The sequence below is a fragment of the Streptomyces sulphureus DSM 40104 genome (assembly GCF_000381025.1).
In the GTDB taxonomy this organism is placed as follows: domain Bacteria; phylum Actinomycetota; class Actinomycetes; order Streptomycetales; family Streptomycetaceae; genus Streptomyces; species Streptomyces sulphureus.
Map to the genome: position 1 here is coordinate 31,870 of NZ_KB905827.1, position 22,881 is coordinate 54,750.

17 protein-coding genes and 1 pseudogene are annotated in these 22,881 nt (G+C 71.3%); 9 read left to right on the forward strand and 9 right to left on the reverse strand.

Annotation, left to right across the window (positions count from 1 at the left end; translation table 11 throughout):
* Positions 1-527: 527 nt before the first annotated feature.
* The gene (locus F603_RS0128545) at positions 528-1,748 is read right to left on the reverse strand and encodes a PP2C family protein-serine/threonine phosphatase (RefSeq protein WP_019549348.1); all 1,221 of its coding nucleotides are present in this window, start codon (positions 1,746-1,748) and stop codon (positions 528-530) included.
* A 318-nt stretch (positions 1,749-2,066) separates the two neighbouring features.
* Between F603_RS0128545 and F603_RS0128550 the strand changes: the two genes are divergently transcribed.
* The 4 genes from F603_RS0128550 (at position 2,067) to F603_RS0128565 (ending at position 5,974) form a co-directional block, all read left to right on the forward strand.
* Positions 2,067-2,477 carry a peptidase inhibitor family I36 protein gene (locus F603_RS0128550; RefSeq protein WP_019549349.1) on the forward strand — a complete coding sequence of 137 codons (411 nt, stop codon included), beginning with the start codon at positions 2,067-2,069 and terminating at the stop codon, positions 2,475-2,477.
* Between the two features lie 231 nt (positions 2,478-2,708).
* Positions 2,709-3,476 carry a hypothetical protein gene (locus tag F603_RS0128555; RefSeq protein ID WP_019549350.1) on the forward strand — a complete coding sequence of 256 codons (768 nt, stop codon included), beginning with the start codon at positions 2,709-2,711 and terminating at the stop codon, positions 3,474-3,476.
* On the forward strand, positions 3,473-4,897 hold the full coding sequence (locus F603_RS0128560) for a protein kinase domain-containing protein (protein ID WP_019549351.1): 1,425 nt from the start codon (positions 3,473-3,475) through the stop codon (positions 4,895-4,897). Before F603_RS0128555 ends, F603_RS0128560 begins: the two co-directional genes overlap by 4 nt.
* A 303-nt stretch (positions 4,898-5,200) precedes the next feature.
* Positions 5,201-5,974, forward strand: a complete 774-nt coding sequence (locus tag F603_RS0128565; RefSeq protein ID WP_019549352.1) for an SAM-dependent methyltransferase — start codon at positions 5,201-5,203, stop codon at positions 5,972-5,974.
* Positions 5,975-6,882: 908 nt separating this feature from the next.
* On the opposite strand, the gene F603_RS0128575 is transcribed toward F603_RS0128565, so the two are convergent.
* The 3 genes from F603_RS0128575 to F603_RS0128585 all read right to left on the reverse strand — a co-directional run bounded on the left by F603_RS0128575 (position 6,883) and on the right by F603_RS0128585 (position 10,616).
* Positions 6,883-7,851, reverse strand: a complete 969-nt coding sequence (locus F603_RS0128575; RefSeq protein WP_019549354.1) for an amidohydrolase family protein — start codon at positions 7,849-7,851, stop codon at positions 6,883-6,885.
* A 67-nt stretch (positions 7,852-7,918) separates the two neighbouring features.
* Positions 7,919-10,030, reverse strand: a complete 2,112-nt coding sequence (locus F603_RS0128580) for an MMPL family transporter (protein ID WP_019549355.1) — start codon at positions 10,028-10,030, stop codon at positions 7,919-7,921.
* 94 nt (positions 10,031-10,124) lie between these two features.
* On the reverse strand, positions 10,125-10,616 hold the full coding sequence (locus F603_RS0128585) for a MarR family winged helix-turn-helix transcriptional regulator (RefSeq protein ID WP_019549356.1): 492 nt from the start codon (positions 10,614-10,616) through the stop codon (positions 10,125-10,127).
* A 138-nt stretch (positions 10,617-10,754) separates the two neighbouring features.
* On the opposite strand from F603_RS0128585, the gene F603_RS0128590 reads away from it, so the two are divergent.
* Positions 10,755-12,818, forward strand: a complete 2,064-nt coding sequence (locus tag F603_RS0128590; RefSeq protein ID WP_019549357.1) for a SpoIIE family protein phosphatase — start codon at positions 10,755-10,757, stop codon at positions 12,816-12,818.
* Between the two features lie 67 nt (positions 12,819-12,885).
* Here F603_RS0128590 and F603_RS34460 read toward each other — a convergent pair whose 3' ends face one another.
* Positions 12,886-13,485, reverse strand: a complete 600-nt coding sequence (locus F603_RS34460; protein ID WP_342665940.1) for a GNAT family N-acetyltransferase — start codon at positions 13,483-13,485, stop codon at positions 12,886-12,888.
* 5 nt (positions 13,486-13,490) lie between these two features.
* Here F603_RS34460 and F603_RS36130 point away from each other — a divergent pair.
* Both F603_RS36130 and F603_RS0128595 read left to right on the forward strand, forming a co-directional pair.
* A pseudogene (locus tag F603_RS36130) lies at positions 13,491-13,613 on the forward strand (IS5/IS1182 family transposase); the annotation flags it as partial.
* 17 nt (positions 13,614-13,630) lie between these two features.
* Positions 13,631-14,077, forward strand: a complete 447-nt coding sequence (locus F603_RS0128595) for a PPOX class F420-dependent oxidoreductase (protein ID WP_019549358.1) — start codon at positions 13,631-13,633, stop codon at positions 14,075-14,077.
* A 555-nt stretch (positions 14,078-14,632) separates the two neighbouring features.
* Here the strand turns inward: F603_RS0128595 and F603_RS0128600 are convergent.
* Both F603_RS0128600 and F603_RS33660 read right to left on the reverse strand, forming a co-directional pair.
* Complete coding sequence (locus tag F603_RS0128600; RefSeq protein WP_019549359.1) at positions 14,633-14,950, reverse strand: hypothetical protein; 318 nt, start codon at positions 14,948-14,950, stop codon at positions 14,633-14,635.
* Positions 14,951-15,437: 487 nt separating this feature from the next.
* Entirely contained in the window at positions 15,438-19,097 is a 3,660-nt protein-coding gene (locus F603_RS33660) for a WD40 repeat domain-containing serine/threonine protein kinase (protein ID WP_051096416.1), read from the reverse strand.
* A 230-nt stretch (positions 19,098-19,327) separates the two neighbouring features.
* Between F603_RS33660 and F603_RS0128610 the strand changes: the two genes are divergently transcribed.
* Positions 19,328-19,648 (forward strand): hypothetical protein, encoded by a 321-nt coding sequence (locus F603_RS0128610; RefSeq protein ID WP_211231133.1) that lies wholly within the window; start codon positions 19,328-19,330, stop codon positions 19,646-19,648.
* 59 nt (positions 19,649-19,707) lie between these two features.
* The gene (locus F603_RS0128615; protein ID WP_019549361.1) at positions 19,708-20,082 is read left to right on the forward strand and encodes a 6-pyruvoyl trahydropterin synthase family protein; all 375 of its coding nucleotides are present in this window, start codon (positions 19,708-19,710) and stop codon (positions 20,080-20,082) included.
* A 40-nt stretch (positions 20,083-20,122) separates the two neighbouring features.
* Here F603_RS0128615 and F603_RS0128620 read toward each other — a convergent pair whose 3' ends face one another.
* Positions 20,123-21,136 carry an SDR family oxidoreductase gene (locus F603_RS0128620; protein WP_019549362.1) on the reverse strand — a complete coding sequence of 338 codons (1,014 nt, stop codon included), beginning with the start codon at positions 21,134-21,136 and terminating at the stop codon, positions 20,123-20,125.
* Between the two features lie 179 nt (positions 21,137-21,315).
* Positions 21,316-22,773 carry an MFS transporter gene (locus F603_RS0128625; protein WP_019549363.1) on the reverse strand — a complete coding sequence of 486 codons (1,458 nt, stop codon included), beginning with the start codon at positions 22,771-22,773 and terminating at the stop codon, positions 21,316-21,318.
* Between the last annotated feature and the right edge of the window lie 108 nt (positions 22,774-22,881).

Sequence of the window (22,881 nt, forward strand, 5' to 3'; positions counted from 1 at the left end):
TGGCAGGGGGGCAGCTCCTCAGCGGGAAGAAGGAGCCCGAGTGCTCGACAGCCGAGAGGCCGCTGAGCAGTTGCCGGGTTCGGTGTATGTCCCAAGGTCAGCGCTTGGCGCCGGCCGGAGCCCGATGCGTTGCTCTTGCTGGTGCACGGCAGGCACGCGCCGGTTCGAGGGTCCGCCGAGACCCCAATCGGCAGTGGCTCTCCGGCAGATGCTGAGCGCTTGTTGATCGGGCAGGTAAGGCCGCCAAGGGGCTGCCTCGGGTGGGCCTCGTTCAACGGTCGGGGCCGTCGCAGTCTTCAGCACCCTTCTTGGCAGCCCCCCTTGGACAACCACTCACCGCAGCAAAGAAGTTGGCGAGTAAGTTCCTCGCATGAGCGACAGTGCTGATCTTCTCTCGCTGATGACCGTGACTCGGTGAATGCCCATGGTCAGCGGCAGCCCGACGGGCTCGGGTCGCCGCCGCTGAAGGCCAAGGGCCGACGACGGGGGAGGCGGGGAGTCGGGCTGCTTTTCGTTCGGGTCGGAGGTCAGGTGAAGTAGTCGGGGGAGCTGGCGGGGTGCCACTGGAACATCATGACGGTGGCGTCGTCGGTCAGGCCGCCGTGCTGGTATGCGAGGAGGGTTTTGATGAGGCGGCGCAGGGCCTCGGGCGGGGGCTCGTCGGCGGCCATGGCGCGCATGAGGAAGTCGGTGAAGCGTGTGAGGCCGAAGCGCTGTCCGGAGTCGTCTTTGGCGTCGATGATCCCGTCGGTGTAGAGGAGGACCCGGTCGCCGGGTTGCAGGTGTGCTCTCTGCACGGTCCGCTTGGAGTCGGCCATGCCGGCGGGCAGGCCGAGCGGGGGCTCGGGCTCGCGTTCCAGTGCCTCGGGGACGAGGTCGGTGCCGCGCATCAGCAGGGGCGGGGGGTGGCCCGCGTTGATCCATTCCAGGGCGCCGGTGTCCAGGTGCAGATGGGCGAAGACGGCCGTGGCGTGACGGTCGTCGAAAACGTCGGACAGGGCTTGGTCGACACTGTGGACGAGCGGTTCGAGTTCGGCCGTCGGGTCCGAGCGGCGGGTGTTGCGGCTGGCGGCCAGGGCGACGGAGGAGGACAGGCCGGCGGACAGGTCGTGACCCATGCCGTCGACGATGGTGGCGTGCAGCGTGTGGTCGACCACGGCGTGGTCGAACGCGTCCCCGCCCAGGTTGTAGGCGGGCTCCAGGATGGCGCTGGAGGTTGTCAGCCGGGTGCCGATGGACCGTGGCGGAAGGAAGGCCCGCAGCATCTCGGCGGAGATCTTCATCTGTTGAGTGCGTTGGGAGCGGGCATAGAGGTCGCTGATGACGCCCTTGGCGTACAAAACCAGGGTGACGATGGTGGAGAGGGTCCGGCAGCGCCGGAGAGCCTCCTCGTCGAGGGTGTCGGCCTCGATGCACAGAACACCGAGGCGTTCGATGCCGTCCACCAACGGCAGCCACAGGGTCAGCCCGCGGGACTCTCCTGTGGTCACTCTTTCGACGAGGGTGCGGTACACCCAGCCGGCCACTGTGGAGTCGATGGGCAGTGCGGCATGGGCGGGGGCGGAGCCGTCCGGCATCATGGTCAGCCGTTCCTGCTGGACGTCCGCCAGGTAGAGGAAGACGTTCTCCGCGCCCAGTTCGGAGCGGTGGCTTTGCAGGAGCTGCGGCAGCTCGGAGGGCTGCATGCGGTGAATGTCGCCCAGCAGAGCCTCGAAGACCGCGTCCGAGGAGTCGGAGCGGTTGGTCATGGCCGTTCACCTCCGGCCCGAGGGGGTGCGCACCTGCGGCTACAGGGCACTTCCGTCAGGCTACGATCCGCGGCGCCGGGGTGCGTCATGAGCTGAGGGAGCCCCACGCGCGCGCCTGCGCCGCACCGTGACCGGCTCCCGCCACAAGCGTCGCGTCGACGGGTGCCCGGGTTCGCGTCGTCGGTACGGCCGAGACGGACCCTCACTGTTGCTAGGTACAAAGGCTCCTCCCTCCGTCAGTAATCTCACGGACGTCGGACAGGTCCTGTTCGTCGGTATCGCACCTTGTCGGGTGCGTTCAACGGGAGGAGAGCCAACATGAAGGTACGCAGCGTGCTCGCGGTGGCCGGTTCCATGGCCGCGGCAGCGACCGTGTTCACGGCCGCACCTGCCAGCGCCAGCCCCGCCGCCGCGCCCTCGGGGTGCGCAACGGGCAACGTATGTTTCTACACGGGCAGCAACTACTCGGGGTCCATGTGCGACTGGGACGTCGCGGACCCCGACACCACTTCCGGCTCGATCTCCTGCTCATGGATGAGGGAGGGCACCGAGCCGAAGTCCGTGTACAACAACGGGACCAGCGCCGACGGTTCCACAGGTGTCGCCTACTACTGGAAGACCAACTACAAGGGCGGCCGGATCGGCTGCACCAAGAACGGCAGCGGCGGCAACATCTCCGGGGACTACGTGCCCATGTCCCTCAAGTGGGTCTCCAACAAGTGCGGGTGAGCCTCTGAGCGACCCGTGCCAGGCGGCTGATGGCGCATGGCGTTCGGTCGGCGCCCCTCGGGCCCGGCAGCGGAGTGCCGCTGCCGGGCCCGAGGCCGTTCCGCCTGAGGGCGTCCGCTCCTCCCCGCGCTTGCTGATCCGGTATATGCCAACTCAGTACCACTTACGAGGGCTTGGCCTCACCCCGCGCGCTGCCTAGTCTGGAGCTTCGTTTCGGGGGAGGAATCGAGCATGGAGAGCATCATCGTGGTGCCGCCCGGGTGTACGCGGGTGGAGGAGCAGATCCGCCTCGCGCCCGGCGAGGTCCTGCACTTCGGGCGGGCAAGAAGGACGGCAGCTCCCGACGCTCTCCGGCTCGTGATCGGGGACGAGGCCGTGTCCCGTACGGCGGGGTGCCTGACCGCGGGTGCGGCGTTCTGGTCGCTCAGCAACCTCAGCCGGCACCACACGTACGTGGTCGAGAACCCGGAGGGTGCGGGGGAGCACATCAAGCTCGCCCCCGGGCGCGTGGAGGCGCCGGTGCCGTTCGAGTTCTCCCGTGTGCTGTTGCCCGCCCGCGAAGGCATGGCGACCTTCGACGTGTGGACGCCGCGCCACCTCTACGTGTCGGCCGCGCACGAGCGCGGCGAGGGACACACCACGGCGCACGCGTTCTCCCTGGATCGCAGCAAGCGCTACTTCCTCGTACTCGCCGCACTGTGCGAACCCCGCCTGCGCGGGCGGACGTTGGCGCCGCTTCCGACCTCCGCGCAGCTCATCTCCAGAGTCGAAGCCGTATGGCCGGAGGCCAACCGGGCCTCGGTGCAGTGGAACATCGACTACCTGGCGGTCAAACTCGGTCTCAAGCCGGCCCGGGAGCAGTCCGTCTGCGGCGAGCGGATGCACGGGAAGAAGGAGCAACTGGCCTCGCTGGCACTCCGGTTCGACCTGGTGGGCGAGGACGACCTGGAGCTGCTGGAGACGGTGGCTCCGGATGTGTGCAGCCCCTTACCGCTATGAGCAATCCCGACGGCCTGCCGGTCGTCGTGCCGTACGGGTATCGGGTCGGCCGCTGGGAGGTCCTGCACCCCCTGGCCTCGGGCGCCTTCTCCAGCGTCTACGCGGCCAGGAACACCGCCGGGGCCGGGCAAGGAGGTGTGGACGACGCCACCGAGGCGGACGGTGACACCTGCGGCGGCGAACCCGCGACGGCCGCCCTGAAGTTCCTCGCCACCGGCACCCGGACGCCCCGCCAACTGCGTCACCTGCAGGAACTCTCCGAGCGCGAGCTGCGCCTGCACGAGGCGCTCCGCCGGCCCCACCTGGTCCGGATGTACGAGGCGTACACCGTGGACGACCCCGAGAACCCCGAGCTCGACGGCTGCGGCGTCCTGGCGCTGGAGCAGGCCGAGAGCTCCCTGGACGTACTGCTCCGCCTGAACGCGCTCACCAGCCCCAACACCGCGCTGCCGGGCGCCGGTCGGCTGCTGATCCAGATCGGTACGGGCCTGACCCAACTGCACGAGTCCGGCTGGGTGCACGGCGACCTCAAGCCGGGCAACGTCCTCCTCTTCGCCGACGGCGCCGCCCGGCTCTCCGACTTCAACCTCGCCGCCGAACTGGAGGGCACCCACGCCTACACCCCGGCCTTCTCCACCCTCGACTACACGCCTCCGGAGCTGTTCTGGCCGGAGACGGGCGCACGCGGCATCCGGACGCGCCAGACCGCCGACGTGTGGGCCTTCGGCGTCCTGAGCCACCTGCTGCTGACCGGAAGCCTGCCCTTCCCCGGCGCCACCCCGGCACTGCGGCGCGACGCGGCTCTGCGCTACGCCTCGGGGCACGAGCCGCTGCCGCTGTCGGCCCGACTGCCGGACGCCTGGCGGGACTTGGTCTCCGACTGCCTTGCCCCGACGCACACGGCACGCGCGCCGCACACCAGCGCGCTGCTCCTCGAGCGGGCGAAATCGGCGACCGGACCGAGCGGAGAGGTCGTCGTGCCCCGTACGGGGGCGGACGCCACGGGGACCAGGCGCCGGACGTGGCTGCGTACGGTCCTTCTCACCACCACCGCGCTGCTGTGCGGGCTCGGCCTGGGGCTCGGTTGGGCCCTGACGCGGCCCCCGGCGGGCGATTACGGCTACGCCCGGTGCCCGAAGAAGAATGTGTGCTTCTTCAGCGAGCGGAACGGCAACGGCGACATGTGCTCCTACCGCGAGAGCGACGGCGACTGGGCGAAGAACGACGAGTGCGCCTGGACGCGGAGGAAACCTGTTTCCTCCCTCTTCAACAACGGCGACCTGAAAAACCCGTACTACAAGGTCGAGTTCTACCTGCGGCCGCATTACAAGGCCCGCGTGGGGTGCACCAGCATCAACCAACAGGGCAACCTCACCGGCACCTACCGTGTGCGCTCCCACCGCTGGGTCCGCGACTGCTGAGGCCGTGGGCTCGTCCGGCGCCCACGCCTCGCGGCCGCGTGGCTTCGTCATGCAGGGCGCGGTGCTCGCTCCCAGCGCGACCGAGTGCCAACCGGTCCGTCGCCCCCGGGCCCTCGTACTCCACGGCCGGTTCGTCGAGCAACTGCCCTGCCTCCACGGAGTCTTGCAGTACGCGGAACGGCATTTCCACGCTGCGGGCGCTAGCCTGTGCTCGCGCCCGGACCACCGAAGGTCCGCGGCGATTCCGCCCACCGACAACCGGCGGTGGGACGACGCGCGCACTGCCTACCCCAGGACACGACAATGAACCAGCCCCACTCCGCCCGCATGTACGACTACTACCTCGGCGGGAAGGACTGGTTCGCCGCCGACCGGGAGGCCGCGGAGGCCGTCCTCGGGCGCCTGCCGAAAGTACGTACCGGTGCGCGGGCCAACCGTGCGTTCATGCATCGAGCGGTCCGCACCCTGGTGCGCGAGCACGGGGTGCGGCAGTTCCTCGACATCGGAACCGGCATCCCCACCGCGCCCAACCTCCACCAGGTCGCCCAGGAGATCGCGCCCGAGTCCCGCGTCGTCTACGTCGACAACGATCCCCTCGTCGTCGAGTACGCCGACGCCCTCATGCGCGGTACCCCCGAGGGCCGCACCACGTACCTCGAAGCGGATGTGCGCTCCCACGACATCGTCGCCGACCCCCATGTCGCCGACACCCTCGACCTGGAGCAGCCCGTCGCGCTGAGCCTCGTCGCGCTGATGCACTTCATATCCGAAGAGGACGAGCCCTACGAGATGGTCCGCCGCCTCCTCGAGCCGCTCGCCCCCGGAAGCTTCCTCGTCCTCTCGCACGCCACCGGCCAGTTCGACCCGGAAGGCGCCGCCTACTTCAAGGACATCTACGCCACAGGCAAAGTCCCCTTCGCCCCCCGCGACCAGCAGCAGGTGGCGAGGTTCTTCGACGGCCTCGACCTCCTGGAGCCCGGCCTGGTGGCCACCCATCGGTGGCGGCCCGACGAACCGGTGGTCCAGGCCGACAGCGAAATCGGCGGATTCGCCGGGGTGGCACAAGTCCGGCAGTGACGTGAACGGTAGCGCCTCCTTCCGTTCGACTCTGCGAACCGTCGAGGCGCTGCCGTATGCCGGTGGCGGTGCCCGGACTCGGGCGAAAGCATCGGTGGTCGGCAGGTCTTGTTACGTAGGGCACGATAGCCGCGGCGCCGTCAGGCGGGTACGCCTGACGGACGCCCTTTCCGTCTCCCGTTTACGCGGAATGCCGCCGTGCTCGGGCCGTGGACACGGTCTTGGCCGAGCACCAGCAAGCAGCACGCGGGGCGCCGGAAGAGGCCCGAGAGATGGGACCGGCGGGTCGACCGAATGTGCGCTCGCCGGGCCGCAGGACGTGCGCGGATCGCCGAATGCAACGAATCGTGGTCGGTGGCAGGTGCGTTGGTTACCTTTTCTTTGCTCGCGCGCTCGTTGCCGTAGTGTGTGCGCGATTTTGTTTTCCCAGCACGACCCCCACGTTGTGGAGCCGCACGCGGCTCAGGGATTGCCGTTCGTACTCCTGGCCGAGGTTGCGAGGAGCAGGAGCCATGGTGATTGAGGCGGGCCCGCGATGTCGGAGGGAACCCCGGCGCGGTCAGCCTCCCGAAGCGGGCGCACCCTCTCCCCGCCCCCACTCTGTGGCGGTAGCAGTACGGGAAGTGGACGGAGAGGGAGATGACCCCTCTTGAAGTCACCGCCTCCCTCCTGGCGGAGCACAGCAACCGCGTCCCTGCGGACCCCGACTTCACCACCCGTGTGATCACCGACGCCCTGTCCGGCGCGGAGATCGACTGACGTCCGACCGCGCGCTGTTCGTCGAGCCGGCCTGCTCGCCTCCGGGCGAGCCCGCCTGCCGCCGTCGCCACGTCCGCGGTGAGGAGCTCTCTCCGCTCGACGGAAACCCCCGAACCGGCGCCGGTCATCGGGGGAGTGCACCGCACGTTTCACAGCCCGAAGAGATCCGCCGCGTTGTCGTGGCACACGGCGCGCAGCCACTCGTCCCCGAGCCCCAGCCGCTCCAAAGCGTGGAGCTGGTGCACGTACGGATAAGGGGTGTTGGGGAAGTCGGAGCCGAGGAGGATGCGGTCGCCGAGCGCGGCGAGCCGTGGCAGGGCCCGACGGGGGAAGGGCATGAACCCCTCGGTGAAGTCGGTGAACGCCATCGTCGTGTCGAGGCGCACCTGGTCGTACCGCTCGGCGAGGTGCAGGAACTCCTCGTACTCGGGCATCCCCATGTGTGCGACGACGAGCGGCAACTTCGGGTGCCGTGCCAGCAGTCGGGAGACGGGTTCGGGCCCTGTGTACCTACCGGGCGCGGGCCCGGAACCGCAGTGCATCACCACGGGGATGCGCGCCTCGGTCAGTACGCCCCAGGCTTGCTCCAAGCGTGCGTCGGCCGGATCGTACGCCCCCACCTGTACGTGGGACTTGAACACGCGCGCGCCCGCCTCGACGGCCTCGCGGACGTACGCGCCGACGTCCGGCTCCGGGTGCAGGGTGGCGGTGTGCAGACAGCCGGGGGTGCGGCGGGCGAAGTCGGCCGCCCACCCGTTGAGCCAGCGGGCCATGCCGGGCTTGTGTGGGTAGAGCATCGAGGTGAACGCGCGGACGCCGAACGCCCCCAGCCGCGCCGTGCGTTGCGCCTCCGTCTCCCGGTACGTGATCGGCCACTCCAGGCCGCCGGTCAGCGGCCCCTGGCCGTCGAAGTACTCCCAGACCTTGTGCAGGACCCGCTCGGGCATGAAGTGGGTGTGCACGTCGACCAGCCCGGGCAGACCGAGCCGGCCCCAGAAGCGACGGACCTCGGGGGCCTCCGCTCCCGGCGCCCCGGCTTCGTCCGCAGACTCCGGGGCGCAACGCGCGTCGGGGGCAGCAGAGTTGACGTATGCCGTGCGGTGCTCCTTCACGTCCACGAGCGTCCCCGGTGACGGGCACGGTACGGCAGCGACACGGTGAGGTGTCCGTCACACGGGCCGGGGCTCAGCCCTCGACCCGTGCGTTCGTGCCGTCGTCGTCCCGGCGTCGGCCCAGCGCGCCCGGCCACCAGGCACGGTGCCCCAACTCCCGTACGAGAGCGGGGACGAGCAGCGAGCGGACGACGAGGGTGTCGAGGAGCACGCCGAAGGCGACGATGAAGGCGACCTGGGCGAGGAAGGCGAGCGGGATGACGCCGAGGGCGGCGAAGGTGGCGGCGAGGACCACACCTGCGGAGGTGATGACGCCGCCGGTGGCGGTCAGGCCGCGCAGCACGCCCTGGCGCGGGCCGTGGTGGTGCGTTTCCTCGCGGACGCGCGACATCAGGAAGATGTTGTAGTCGACGCCGAGCGCGACGAGGAAGACGAACCCGTAGAGCGGGACGGCGGGATCGGTACCGGCGAAGCCGAAGAGGTGGGTGAAGACGAGCGAGGAGACTCCCAGCGTGGCAAGGAAGTTCAGCGCCACCGTCGCGACGAGCAGCACCGGCGTCACCAGCGACCGGAGGAGCCCGACGAGGATGACGAGGATGATCCCCAGCACGACGGGCACGATCAGCGTCCGGTCGCGCTCCGCGGTGTGGAGGGTGTCGTACTGCTGGGCGGTGTAGCCGCCGACGAGCGCGTCGGCGCCGGGCACGGCGCGCACGGCGTCGCGCAGGTGCACGAGGGTCTCCTTCGCCGCGTCGCTGTCGGCGGCGTCCTTCAGCGTGACGTCGACGCGCACCCGCCCGTCGACGACGAGCGGAGCGCCGCCGCCCGGCCGTCCCGACTCGGTGACGGGGGCGGCCGAGGCCACGCCGTCGGTCGCCGTCGCCGCGTCGGCCACCTGCGTCGCTTTGCGCGCGTCGGCGAGGACGACGGCGGGGTTGCCGGAGCCTCCGGGGAAGTGCTCGCCCAGCGTGCGCTGGGCGGCGACCGAGGGGGCGTCGTTGACGAAGATCTCGTCGAGGGAGACGCCCTCGGAGCTGAAGGTGGGCGCGAACGCGGCGCAGGCGAGGAGGCCGACCGTGGTGAGTGCCCAGACCCGCCGCGGTGCACGGTCGACGAGGCGGGCGATCCGTGCCCACAGGGTGCCCGAAGCGGCCTTCGCCTCCGCGGACTTGGGCTTCGCCGGCCAGTAGGCCGCACGCCCGAGGAGCAGCAGCACGGCCGGGAGGAAGGTGAGCGCGCCGGCCACGGCGCAGACGATGCCGATTGCGCCCACCGGGCCGAGCGCCCGGTTGTTGGTGAGGCCGCTGAGCAGCAGTGCGAGGAGTCCGAGCGCGACCGTGGCGGCGCTCGCCGTGATCGCGCCGACGGATTCGCGCCACGCGGCGCGCATGGCGGCGAAGCGGTCGGCCGTGCGGGCGAGTTCTTCGCGGAAGCGGGCGGTGAGGAGGAGCGCGTAGTCCGTCGCGGCGCCGATGACGAGGATGGAGAGGATGCCCTGCACCTGTCCGTCGACGCTCACGGTGCCCCGGTCGGCGAGGGCGTAGACGACCGCGCTCGCGAGGGCGAGCGCGAAGACCGCGCCGGCGATGATGACGAGCGGCAGCAGCACGCTGCGGTAGACGACGAGCAGGATCAGCAGCACGCTCGCGAGGGCGACGGCCAGCAGTATGCCGTCGATGCCGGCGAACGCTTCGGACAGGTCCGCCTGGCTCGCCGCGGGGCCGGCGACGCCGACGTCGGTGCCGGGGACGTGCTGTGCCGCGTCGCGGACCCGTTCGACCGCGGCGCCGAGCTCGTCGTCGAGGTCCGGGGGGAGGTCGACGACGCCTTGGAGGGCCTCGCCGTCGCGGGAGGGTAGGGCGGGCGAGACGGAGGTGACGGCGGCGTCGTCGCGGAGTCCTGCGAGTGCGCGGGTGGCGGCGCGTCGTTGGCCGGTGTCGAGGCGTCCGCCGTCGGCCGCCGTCCACAGGACGACGGCGGGCACCGTCTCGCCCTGCTGGAACCGTTCCTGCGCGTCGATCACCTTGGTCGACTCGGCGTCCTCGGGGAGGAAGGCGGCCTGGTCGTTGGTGGAGACCTCGCTGAGTTGGCCCGCGTAGGGGCCGAGGGTGCCGCCGACGCCGAGCCAGACCGCGAGCAGGAGCAGGGGGATCAGCCAGCGGGTGCGACGGGCGGTGGCGGCCATGGTGCTCCGGGGCATAGAAATCTCAATCGTTGAGAGATCACCGTACACGGCCGCCCGGCCCGCGCCCGGGTACGACCTTGCGCGTCGTCGGTGCTCAGCGGGGCTCGGTGCGGACCTCGGCCAGTTCTTCGTTGAGCGCCGTCAAGAAGCGCAGTACGACGGCGAGTTCGTCCTCGCTGAAGCGGTTGCGTGCGCGCTCGGTGGCCTCCGCGAGCGGACGGAAGTGGGTGCGGGCGGCGGCCCGCGCCCCTGCCGCGTACTGGATGCGCACCACTCGGCGGTCCGCGTCGTCGCGTAGGCGACGGATGTGGCCCGCGCGCTCCAGCCGGTCGAGGCACGCGCTGACGGCGCCCGACGTCAGGCCGAGGCGCTCGCGCAGCAGGCCGGGCGTCACGGGGCACTCCGCGTCGAGGACGAGGGAGAGAGCCTGCACGTCGGTGGCGTGCAGGCCGTGTTCCGGCGCGAACGCGTGCATCGTCCGGTTGACCTCCCCGTTCACCCGCCGCAACTGCACGGCGAACGCCTGGAGATCGGCGCCGTCCTCTTGCCGCGGACCCCGCCGTCCGCGCTCCTCGCTCGTCACCACCCGGCCACCCTATAGAGAGCGCGGTGGACGCCGGACACGTGCGAGGGGCGGCCCGCGCACCGTGGGGGCAAGCCACGTGGCGGTTCTCCGCAGGCGGCGCAGAATGGAACGAAGCGGCGGCGCGAGCGGGAGGCAGGGATGGGCTCCTCCGATCCGAGCGGTGAGCACTCCCCCCGGGAGCCTCCGACCGCGGACGTCGCACTCGCGGTCAACGGGATGGGGAGCTTCACCTGGGACCTGGAAACCGGCGTCATGCACTACGACGAGGGCGCGTACCAGGTGATGGACTTCGCCCCCGACGAGTTCGACGGAAGCCTCACCATGCTGAGCGACCGGATGCTGCCGGAAGAGGTGTCCGTCGTCAACGAGCAGATCGAGCGGGCGCTGCGCGAGCGGTCGGCGTTCAGTACTTACTTCCGGGTGCGGTACCGCGACGGGTGGCTGCGCTGGACGCACACCCAGGGGCGCGTCGTCTGCGACGACGAGGGGCGGCCGACCCGGGTCCTCGGCATCATCCGCGACGCCAGCCAGGAGCTGCGCGCCGTCGACCAGACGCACAAGCTGCGGGAGGAGCGGGCCGAGCGGCACCGTCAGGCCGACATCGTCGGGTTCGTCAACGACGAGCTCGCCCCGACCGTCACCGTCGAGGACGTCGCCGAGGCGCTCACCGGCACGCAGATGCAGGAGCGGCTGGGCGTCTCCAGCGTCGTACTCGGGCTGGTCGAGGACGGTCTGGTGAAGATGATCGGTGCCAGTGGAATCAACGAGGAGGTGCAGCACGACCTCCAGGTCGTCCGGGTCGGGGACCAGCTACCGCTCGCCGACGTGATCCGCCGTCGCGAGCCGGTCTTCCTCACCGATCCGGAGGAGTACCTCAGGCTGTACCCCGCCATGGGGCGCTATCTGCAGCTTTTCTCCGCCGCCAGCGCCGTCGTCTTCCTGCCGCTGATCGCGCACGACAGGCCGATCGGCGCGCTCGGCCTCACCTACGACGGGAAGGGCCGCTTCAGCACCGACGAGCGGACGGTGCTGCGGGCCTTGGGCCGCACCATCGCCCAGTCGCTGGAGCGGGCGTTCCTCTACGACCAGGAGCACGAACTGGCGGCCGGGCTCCAGAACGCCATGCTCCCGGGGCGCATGCCGACGGTGCCGGGGCTGACCCTGGTGCCGCGCTACCGCCCGGCCCGCGCCCGCAGCGGCATCGGCGGCGACTGGTACGACGCGCTCGTCCTGCCCGACGGCCGGGTGGCGGCGGTGATCGGGGACGTACAGGGCCACGACGTCAAGGCGGCGGCCGTGATGGGCCAACTCCGCATCGCGCTGCGGGCGTACGCCGCCGAGGGGCATCCGCCCGCCACCGTGATGGCCCGCGCCTCGTCCTTCCTCACCGAACTCGACACCGAGCTGTTCGCCACCTGCCTCCTCACCGTCCTCGACCCCGCCACCGGGACGGCCGAGACGGTACGTGCCGGGCACACCGAGCCCCTGGCCCGCTTCCCCGACGGAACCTGCACCTGGCTCGAAAGTCCGGGCGGCCTCCCCCTCGGCCTCACGATCGACGACCGCCCGGCCTACATGGCGAGCGAGACGGTACTGCCGCCGGGCGCCGAGCTTTTGCTGTGCACGGACGGGCTGCTGGAGTCGAGGGGACGCGACATCGACGAGGGCCGCGACCTGCTCGTCGACACCCTTTCCACGGGTCCGGCCTCCCCTGGGGAGCTGGCCGACCACCTGCTCGGCGGCATGGCCGCTTACACCGGCGCCGAGGACGACGTGGCCCTGCTCGTCCTGCAACGGGGGACGCGCCCGCCGGCGCCGGAACCCCGACTCGACGTCGAGGTCCTCCAGAACGACCCGGCATCCCTCGACACCGCCCGCGCCCTGCTGCGGACCTCCCTCCACCGGTGGTCGATGGACCCGCTCGGCGACGTCGCGGAGCTGCTCGCCTGCGAGATGGCCACCAACGCGCTGCGGCACACCGGAGGGAACGCGACGCTCAGCGCCCGCCCGGTGCACTACGACGGGGAGCGGCGGTCGCTGCGCCTCTCCGTCGCCGACGAGTCCTCCGACTTCCCCGTCCGCCGGGCGGCCACCGAGCTGTCCACCCGCGGACGGGGGCTGATGCTCATCGAGGAGCTGGCGGCGGCCTGGGGCGTGGAGCCGCGGGGGACGGGCAAGAGCGTCTGGTGCGAGCTTTCTTGACTGGGCGCTCCGGGGCATGTCGGCAACGAAGCTGAAGGGCGGCCCATGAGCGCCGTCCACGCGTTGCTCAACGGCCTTGAATCGGCTCGGACACCAGGGGCGTCACCAGGTGTCGAGCCGCAGGTCCCGGAGGTACCAGTCGAGGCGTGACCCGTCCTCGTCCTGCGTGTGCTTGCTCGGCGTGAAACCCGACCGGAGAGCGACCGCGGCGGAGGCGGTGTTCTTCCGGGACCACGCGGATCACCGCCTCCTTCCCGCCCTCGCTTGCCGCGTACCGGCAGGCCAGGAGGACCGCGCGGGTGGCCAGACCGCGTCCTCTCCAGGGCGGGTAGAGGCCGTAGGCGACGTTCACCTGGCCGGGAGACAGGCCCTCTGCTGCACACCGCAGGTCGATCGTCCCCGCGAGTGCCTCGTCCGTGCCTACTCGGATAGCGAAGGCGCGGAGGGGGCCGGCGGTGTCCCACTGTTCCTGACAGTGCCGGATATAGGTTTCGACGCCCTCGCGTGTGCCGGGACGGCCGCTGAGCCAGTGGACCAGCGGCTCATCCTCCCCGGCGAGGTGCGCCTCGGCATCGTCCGGACGCAGTGGGGACAGAGTGATGATCCCGTCGGACGGATTCGCCTCCTGCATCCGGCGATTGTTGACGCCGGAGCAGCGTCGCGCCATCGGATTCCGCGCGCCAGTTCGGCAGATTGAGCACCGCGCTGCACCGCGAAGGCGCGGATGCGGTCCCAAGCGGACGGCCGTGGAGGTCGCTGTCGGGAGACCGGGTTCTGCTCGTCGTCATGTACTGGTTGGTAGCCTCCCGGGGATGAGTTCGATCTTCGACGAGGCCGTGCGCGCTCGGCTGGAGGCGCCGCACATCTGGTACGTCGGCACCGTGTTTCCGGACGGGGCGCCGCAGGTGAGCCCGATGTGGGTGGATCTGGAGGGGGAGGGGGAGCTCGCCTTCAACACCTCGGTGGGGCGGGTGAAGGAGGAGAACCTCCGCCGCGATCCGCGTGTCTACCTCTCGCACGCGGCCGACGACGACCCCTTCGACCGGGTGCAGATCAGCGGCGAGGTCGCCCGCTTCATCGAGGGCGACGAGGCGCACGAGCGCATGGACCTGCTCGCCAGGAAGTACCTCGGCAGCGAGCGGTTCGAGTGGCTCATGCCGGGTGAGGAGCGCGTCGCGGTGATCGTGCGCCCGCTCAAGGTGCGGCACATCGTCGGGGTGGAGCGCTTCCGTGCCGGCGGTCCGACGGCTGCTTCCTGAGCGGTCCGACACCGTCGCGGGCACGTGTCACGCCGGGGGCGCAACGGGGTGCTGCGCGGCCGGGGCCGGGGGCGCGACGGTGGGGTGGGCGACGCTGACTCCGGGTGGGATCGGGACGCCGGCCGCCGACTGCTGCCCGTCGAGCCGGAGTTGGCCCGACTGCGGATTGCGGTGCCGACCGTCGTCTGCTGCCCGTCCGTGGTGCCGGGTGTCGACTGCCGCCCGGTAAAGGCTCCTTCGGTGCCGTTCGGCAACTGCCGTGCGCTGCCAATCAACGCTCACTGCTGACTTCAGGGCGTCAGGGTGCATCTTGACGAAGTCCCTGATCGGGCTGGAGCGGTGGCTGTGTCCCGTGGCGTGTGAGATGTACGGATGCCTCGCACAGCGCACAGGAACTCAACGGCCCGCCCACGCAAGACGCTCGGCTGGAAGACACCAGCCGAGCGTCTTGCGTGGTCTGTTCACCGCCTGGATCAAGCGGTGTGGCAACAGCTACCGGAATTCACGTGCCACCGATGCCGAACAGGCCCCGGGTCGGTTCGTGCCGAGGAGTCCTCAGCATCCCCTCGTGGAGATCTCGTTCTTCGGGGAAGCCTGCGCAGCCGTGCTGTTCGGAGTTGCCGACTTGCAGGTGTCCTCGACGACGAGCAGCCACCAGCTACCGTCCTCGTTCTGGTCGCAGTGGTACTTGGTGATCACCGGGTTGTTCTCGGCAGCCGATTGGCAGGCCGAAAAGCTCCCGTACGTGCCGTTGTAGTACCCGCCGCCCTTGGTGGTCGGTGCGGCCGGTGCGGCCTGGGCGGACTGGGCGGCGACGCCCGAGAAGGCCAGGAGGCCGACGGCGGCGACTGCTGCGCGCTGGAACTTGCGCATGTTTTCCTCTCTTCGAGTGCAGAGGTGTGCTGGTGCTTGCACACCTCGACGGCATAGGAGCCCGGTTGTCGCGGAGCGGGGGCGAACCGGCCGGCTTCGCTGTCGGCCGGAGTCGTGTCCGGCTGTGGCAAAGCGCCGCGCCGTGCTCCAAGATCTCGTCGGGACACCTGAACCTCACCACGCGCGCGAAGAACGCTTCAAGGGCTCAAGATCGTCTGTTACGCGCCTGTCGCAAGCCGGTCGAAGCGCTTGCTCTGCCTCCCATGGGCACCGCCCCGACGCCTATCGCGACGAGACGCAGCGCCGAATCCGTACGCACGACGGCGACTGCGAGGGGCTCATCGACGCTCTTGCGCGCACCTGACCGAAGACATCCCTGGCCCTGTCGTTCAACGACCCGTCCGCGGTTCCGCACCGCCAACCACCGCCCGCCAACCGCCCGTCCGCACCCCCGAAGTCCCGCCGATCAACCAGATGCGGCGCTCGATCAGTCACAAACCTTCCGGTAGGGCGCGTCCGGTACGTTCTGCTGCCACTCCGCCCGTGTCAGGTTCTTCGCTCTGTGGACGCGTGCGCAGAGCTGTTCGGTGAGCTGTTCCGGGTCGAGGCTCATCTTGTACGCGTCGACCGCGCCGCCGGCGAGGTGGAGGTCGCCGGCGGTGTCGAAGGCCGCGTCGAGCAGGCGGTCGTCGATCCCCGGGAGGACGCCCCCCATCGGCTGCCGGGAGGGGACGTCCCAGAGGTGGACGCTGCCGTAACCGACGATGCCGGCGAGCGAGTCGCCGTCCGGGGAGAACCGGAGCTGCAACACCCCCCGTTCCGAGGGCTTGTCCGGGCCTGGCAGGTGCCCCACGCGGCGGGTCGCGTCACCGTTCCAGAGGGCGACGCCTTCCGGCTCGGCGACGGCGAGCGTCTTCCCGTCGGGGCTGAACGCCACGTCGCTCAGGTCGACTTCGCCGAGTGCCCTGCGTGTGGTGCGGCCCGTCGACAGGTCCGCGCGGTCGCCGTCTGTCGTCACGAGGAGCGGCTTCTCCGCCGATCCGCCGACGGCGATTTTGTAGCCGCCGACGCGGGGGAGGGTGCGGGTCTTCCTGCCCGCCGCGGTGTCCACGACGTCGACGGACCAGGCGTCGTTGCCGTCGGTCCCGGCACGGCTGACAGCGAGGGTCCGTCCGTCCTCGCCGAAGGCGAGCGCGGCGACGCGTCCGCCCGAGCCGCCGCCCAAGCCGATCCGACGTGTCACCTTTCCCGTCCGGGTGTCCTGGAGCAGGACGGCGGTCGACTTCTCCTCCTCGCGGGCGTACGCCAGCGTCCCTCCGTCCGGGCTGAGTTCGGCCGGCGCCATGTACTCGCCCTGAGGAAGGAACTCCCCCAGGGCCGTGCCGCCCGAGACCGGGTGGTCGGTCCGCTTGCGCGGTGCCTGCCTTCCGTCCTCCGGGAGCGTCCAGGTCCGGACGCGGTGGCGCCGGCCCTCGTTCTCCGCTGCCAGCAGGGTTTTCGCGTCGGGGCCGAAGCGGGCGAGCGAGCGGTCCCGCTGCTTCCTCGGCAGGGCGAGCGAGCGCAGGCTCAGCGTGTGCACCGACGTGCCTTCCACGTAGCGCAGTTCGCCGCGTGCGGAGTCGAGCGCGAGCGGGTCGCCCTCGTCCGTCATCAATTCGGAGTTGGTGACGCCCGTGGACTGCGTGAAGAGGGGTTGGGACGTGTCCGCGGCTGCGGCCACGGCCACGGAGCCGTCCGCCATCGCGGCGACGAACTTCCCGTCGGGGCTCATGCGGACGGGGAGCGGATAGACGTCCTCGCCGGACGGGGCCTGGAGATTCCAGCTCTCGAGGGATGCCTCCGAGAGTTTCTCGCCGGTCGAGGTGGACCAGACGGCCAGCGCTCCCTCGGTCGTCCCGAGGGCCATCCGGCCGCTGTCGGCGCTGAAGGAGGCGGTGAAGCCGTCGGAGCAGCCCTGCTCCTCCGCGCTGTCCAGCTCCGTCGAGGCGCCGGCGTCGATGTCGTGCAGGAGCGGTGTGCCGTCCTCGGGGCAGGAGACCAAATATCGGGCGTCTGAGGAGAGTTGGGCACCTGTGCCGGCCACCCGGAGCAGGGTGTCGCCGGTGTGCGTGTCGACCACGGACGCTGCATCCTCGCCGTTCTCGCTCACTTCGAGTGCGCGTACGCCGCCGGAGGCGAGGGCCTCGACGGAGTGTTCCTCATCGTTCACCTCGCCGACGGCCTTCCCCGTGGCGATCTCCTGCACCTCGCCGTCCTGCACGGCGAACCTGCCGTCCGGTGACACGGCGCCCGGGGCGGTCTCCCCCTTGGTGCGTGAGGCGAGCTCCTTCCCGGTGCGGAGGTCGAAGCGCCGTGTCTTGCCTTCCGATGCTCCGAACGTCGCGGTGACCAGAGTGCTGCCGTCGGCGGAAAGCCTGCGGGTCGTCGGGCTTCCGATCACGGTCGGCTGCTTCGTCGGGTCCTGGAAGACGGCGCTCTCACGCTGCCACGCCGACCGGTAGAGCGCGGCACGCGCCTCCTCGGCGGGCGCCACCTGCCAGGCGGCGGCGCTGAGCAGCGCCGCGGTCTCCGGGTCCGACGTCCGCAGCCCGTCGGCAACGGCGGCGACGTTCCGCGCGGTGGCGAACGCCTGCTGCTCCGCGTTGGCGCGCTGGAACTGCCAGGCGGCGACGCCCGCGACGAGCGCCGTCGCCAGCAGTACCGCGATCCCGCCCCGCAGCCTGCGGCGTTGGCGGTGCCTCCGGGACTCCTGGGCGCGCGACGCCGAGAGGAACTCCCGCTCGACGAGGTTGGGCCGGAGCGCGGTGCCGGCCGTCGCGGCGTGGTCCGCGGCGGCGCGCAGGACGCTCCCGTGCAGGAGGCGGTCGGCGGGGCGCCCGGCACGGTCCCAGGCCCGCGCGGCGTCGCCCGTCCTGCGCAACTCCCGGAGCGCCGCCCGGTGTTCGGCTGTCCACGCCGCGAGCCGGGGCCATGCCCTGTGCAACGCGGCGCTGACGGGGCGGACCGAGCCATCGGGTTCGCAGATCAGTACCCGCTCCGCCGCAAAGGCTGCGAGCACCTGCTCGACGGCGGCCGCCTCGGGGGCCGGGCGACCGTGCAGCAACTCGCCGTACTCCGCCGTCCGTACGCCGTCCTGCGAGCCGTCCGGCGCGTCCCCGGGAACCGTCAGCCGCAGCAGGACCTCTTCGGCGACGGCCTGCTCGACAGGGCCGAGCCCCGCGTACACGCCCTCCGCCACCGCGCCCCACTCGGGCAGCGAGGCGGACGCACGCGCGGGGAGCGCCGCAGCGCGGGCGCCTTCCGCCAGCAGGTCCGCAGAGGAGGGCGGACGCGGGTCCCGTGCGCCGGCCGTCAGCAGCCGGAAGAGGAGATCGGCCGAAGTCGGCCTCTCCGCCGGGTCCTTGGAGAGCGCGGCGGCCAGGAGGGGACGTATGCGCTCCGGCACGGGCGTGAGATCGGGCTCCCGCTCGGTCACGCGGACGACGATCTCGCCGAGGTTCTCCCCGTCGAACGGGGCGGTGCCGGTCGCCGCGAAGAGCACCACGGCACCCCAGGCGAAGACGTCGCTCTTCCCGTCCGCGCGGGAGCCGCGCAGCACTTCGGGGGCCATGTAGCTCGGGGTGCCCATCATCCTGCCGGTCTCGGTGAGCGACATCTCCTGGGTGCGGGCGATACCGAAGTCGATGACGCGGGGCCCGTCGGGTCCGAGGAGCACGTTGCCCGGCTTCAGGTCCCGGTGCACGACCGAGGCGGCGTGGATGGCGGTGAGCGCGGTGGCGATGCCGGTGGCGAGGCGGACCAGCGCGTCGCCGTCGAAGGCTCCGCCTTCGGCGACGGTGGCCTGGAGGTCGCGGCCGTCGATGAACTCGCTGACGATGTACGGGGGTTGGGCCTCGGGGTCCGCCGCGAGCACGCGGGCCGTGCAGAAGGAGTCGACCCGTTGGGAGGCCGCGACCTCCTTGCGGAAGCGGTCCTTCGCGTAGTCGTCCCCCGTGCCCTCCCGCCGCAGGACCTTCACCACGCAGCGGGCCCCGGAGCCGTCGTACGCCTCGTAGACGACGCCCTGCCCGCCGGCCCCGAGCCGCGAGGCAAGCCAGTACGGGCCGATGCTCCGGGGGTCTTCGGGCCTGAGAAACTCCTGGCTCACGCTGCCCTCTTCCGTCCGGTGCCGTTGCCTTACGCCGTCACCATCCTGACGCGCTGCCGCCCGCACCGGGCCGGGGGTGCGGCCCTGTTACGGAGCTGACGAGATCGGTACACGGTGCCCCAACGGGCTGCCGGGGCACGTTCGATGGCGGCGGGCAGGTTCCGCTGTCCCGCGGGCGGCCTATCGGCTAGCTTCTTGTGTGGTGGATCGTGTGCGCCGAGTGACCCGTGGTGCCGGCGGGCGACGCCGGCCGAGCGAGGCTCCGCGAGGGGGACCCGGCGGGCGCCGCCGCCTTCGCGCGGGAGTCGGTCGCGCTGCTCGAACGGACCGGGGACATGCCCGCGTTGCGGAGTGAAGAGGTTCTCTTCCACGCTGCGAGGGCCCTGTACGCCGCCGGCGCCCGGAGCGAAGCGGAGGAGCTCCTGAGCCGGGCGCGGGAGAAGATGGAGAGGAAGGCCGAGAGCATCGAGGACCCGGCGCTGCTCCGCGGCTTCCGGGAAGACGTTCCGCTGAACCGTGCCCTCGCGCTCGGCGATCTGGAGAGTGAGTAGCCGTCGTGCATCCAGCCAACGGAGAACCACAGGCAGGGCCTCGTCCGGGCGCGGCCGGAATGCTGACCATCACCAAGGAGTTCCACTTCTCGGCGAGCCACGTACTCAGCAAGCTCCCCTCATGGCACAAGTGCGCCCGCCTGCACGGCCACAACTACGTGGTCGTCCTCGAACTCTGCGCTCCCCCCGAGGAGTTGACCGACGCCGGCTTCGTCCGTGACTACGGCGACCTGGACGCCTTCAAGACCTGGCTCGACGAGACCCTGGACCACCGCCACCTCAACGACGCCGTGGACTTCTCCCCGTCGGGGGAGCGACTCGCGCACTGGATCTACGCACTCTGGGTGGAGACCTACCCGGAGCTCACGGCCGTCTGGGTCTCCGAGACGCCCCGCACCTGGGCGATCTACCGGGGAGGGGCCGAGCCTGCCTAGGCGGGCGTCTGCGGCTGCACCGCTCGGCGCGGTGCCGGACTCACCGGCGGGTCTTCCGGCGGGCGAGCGCCGTGCACGTCGCCGTCGCCGCTGCCGCCGCGCCGAGGAGGACGCGCCACCGGTGGACGGAGAGCCACAGCACCGGATCGCGGTCGTGCGCAAGGGTGTTGAACGAACCGTGAGCGCCCCTGTCGTGCTCGTCGTCCCGCGGCTCGAAGACGTTGCTTCCCCAGCGCGGCAGGTCGGTCCCGGTCTGCTGGGAGGCGACGCCGGTGCGGGCGAGGTAGAGGTCGACGAGCTTGGGTGCCAACCGCTCGCCGAGGATCGTGTACGCGGTGGGGACCCCGACCCACAGGTTGCGCCGCGGGTGCTCCGCGAGGTGGGCGATCGCCCGCGCCGCCACCTCCGGTTGGTAGACCGGGGGTACGGGCATCGGGTGGTGCGGCATCCGGGAGGCGTTCCAGTTGAACTGGGTGGTGTTGAGCCCGGGGAGCTGGACCTGGCAGAGCCGTACGGCGCTGCCCTCGTGGCGCAGCTCCGTGGCGACCGACTCGGAGAAACCCTTCACGGCGTGCTTGGCCCCGCAGTACGCCGACTGCAACGGAATCGAGCGGAACGCCATCGCGGAGCCCACGTTCACGATGACGCCGCGATCGCGCGGGCGCATCCGCTCCAGCGCGGCCAACGTCCCGTGCACCTGCCCGAGGTAGGTGACGCGGGTGGTCCGGTGAAGCTCCGCGATCGGGGTGTCCCAGGCGAAGGAGAGCGCGCCGACGAAGGCGACGTTCGCCCACACGTCGATCGTGCCCAACTCCTCCTCGACGCGGGCCGCTGCGCCGCGTACCTCCTCCCACTCCGCCACGTCGGCCCGGACGGCCAGCGCCCGACGCCCCTCCCGCTCGACGTCGGCGACGGCGCCCTCCAGCCCGGCCCGCCCGCGCGCCAGCACCGCCACGTCGTAGCCGCGCCGCGCGAACTCCCGTACCGCGGCCCGCCCGACGCCTGCGGAACCGCCCGTCACCACCGCGACCCGCGCGCGCTCTGCCTCGGCCATGTCCGTCCTCTCCCAGGAGACGAGGCACACTGGCCCGCCCGCGACGGCCGACCCACGCCGCCGCGCCAACCGCGGGCGCGGGTTCACCCGGGCGGGGCGCGCCACCGGCCGTCCGGCGCACCGTCACGGGACGAGCGAAGCCGGGTCCGCTCACCTGCCCGGTGCGCTCGTCGCGGAGGTCAGTCGCGCCCGGCCGGCTGCGGCGCGGCGGACCCGGTGCCGGACGGTGCGTCCTCTTCCGGGTCGGCGGCCCGGCGTACCGCGGGGATCACGGCGGCGATGGCGACGGCGACGAGCGCGACGCCGCAGCCGACGAGCAGCCCGGTGCGGAAACCGGTCTCGGAGGTGAGGGTGCGGCCGCCGGCCGTCGTGGTCAGTTGCGCGAGGAGGACGCCGATCACTGCGGCGCCTATCGACGTGCCGAGCGCCCGCAGCAGAGTGTTGAACCCGTTGGCCGCAGCGGTCTCCGACTGCGGCACGGAGCCCATGATGAGCGCGGGGATCGAGCCGTAGGCGAGCCCGACGCCACCGTTGATGACCATGATCGCGAGCATGATCCCCCAGGCGGAGCCCATGAGCAGCAGCGAGACGGCGTAGCCGCCCGCGATGACGAGGGCGCCGCTGATGAGCGTGGTCTTCGGGCCCCGCGCATCGGTCAGCCTCCCGCCGAGCGGGGAGACGAGCATCATGGTGAGGCCGCCGGGAGCCATCCACAGCCCCGAGGCGAGGAGCGACTGGCCGAGGCCGTACCCGGTCTCCTCGGGGAACTGGAGGAGCTGCGGCATCACGAGCATGCTCGCGTACATCGCGAAGCTCGTGAAGACCGACGCGATGTTGGTGAGCAGCACCCGGGGCTCGGCGGTCGCCCGCAGGTCGATGAGCGGCTCGCGGGTGCGCAACTCCCAGGCTCCCCAGGTGAGGAAGAGCAGCGCGGCGGCGGTGAAGAGGCCGAGCGTCGTGCCGGAGGCCCAGCCCCAGTCCGCTCCCTTGGAGACGGCGAGGAGCAGGCAGACGAGCCCGGCGCCGAGCCCGAACGCGCCCGGCGCGTCGAAGCGCTGCCCCCGCGCGCTCGCCGGCACCGCCGGCACCACACTGCGCACGAGCAGCGCGATCAGCAGGGCGAGCACGGCCGAACCCCAGAAGAGCACACGCCAGTTGGCGTACTGCGCGACCGCGGCCGAGATCGGCAGCCCCAGCCCGCCGCCGATCCCCAACGAGGCGCTCACCAGCGCGATCGAGGAGCTGAGCCGCTCCGGCGGCATCACGTCGCGGAGCAGCGCGATCCCGAGCGGGACCATGCCCATCCCCATGCCCTGGAGTCCGCGTCCGAGGATCATCGGCACGACGCTCGACGAGAGGGCGCACACCACCGAGCCGAGGAACAACGGGACTGCGCAGCACAGCAGCATGCGGCGCTTGCCGAGCATGTCGCCGAGCCGGCCCGTGACGGGTACGCAGACGGCGGAGACGAGCAGGGTGACGGTGACGACCCAAGTCGCGTTCGCCGGCGTGGTGTCGAGGATGCCGGGCAGCTTCGGCAGCAGCGGGGTGACGAGGGTCTGCATCACCGCGGCCGTCGTGCCGGCGAGGGCCAGGACGCCGACGACCCCTCCGGTACGAGTTGACTCCTGCTTCAAGACGTTCCCCTCCCGCTGCACAGATGTTTGCGGCAACTATAAATCAGTCGATTGACTTAATTGGCGTCGCGGGTGTTCACTCCCTCAGGAGCCCCCACCGACCGCTGC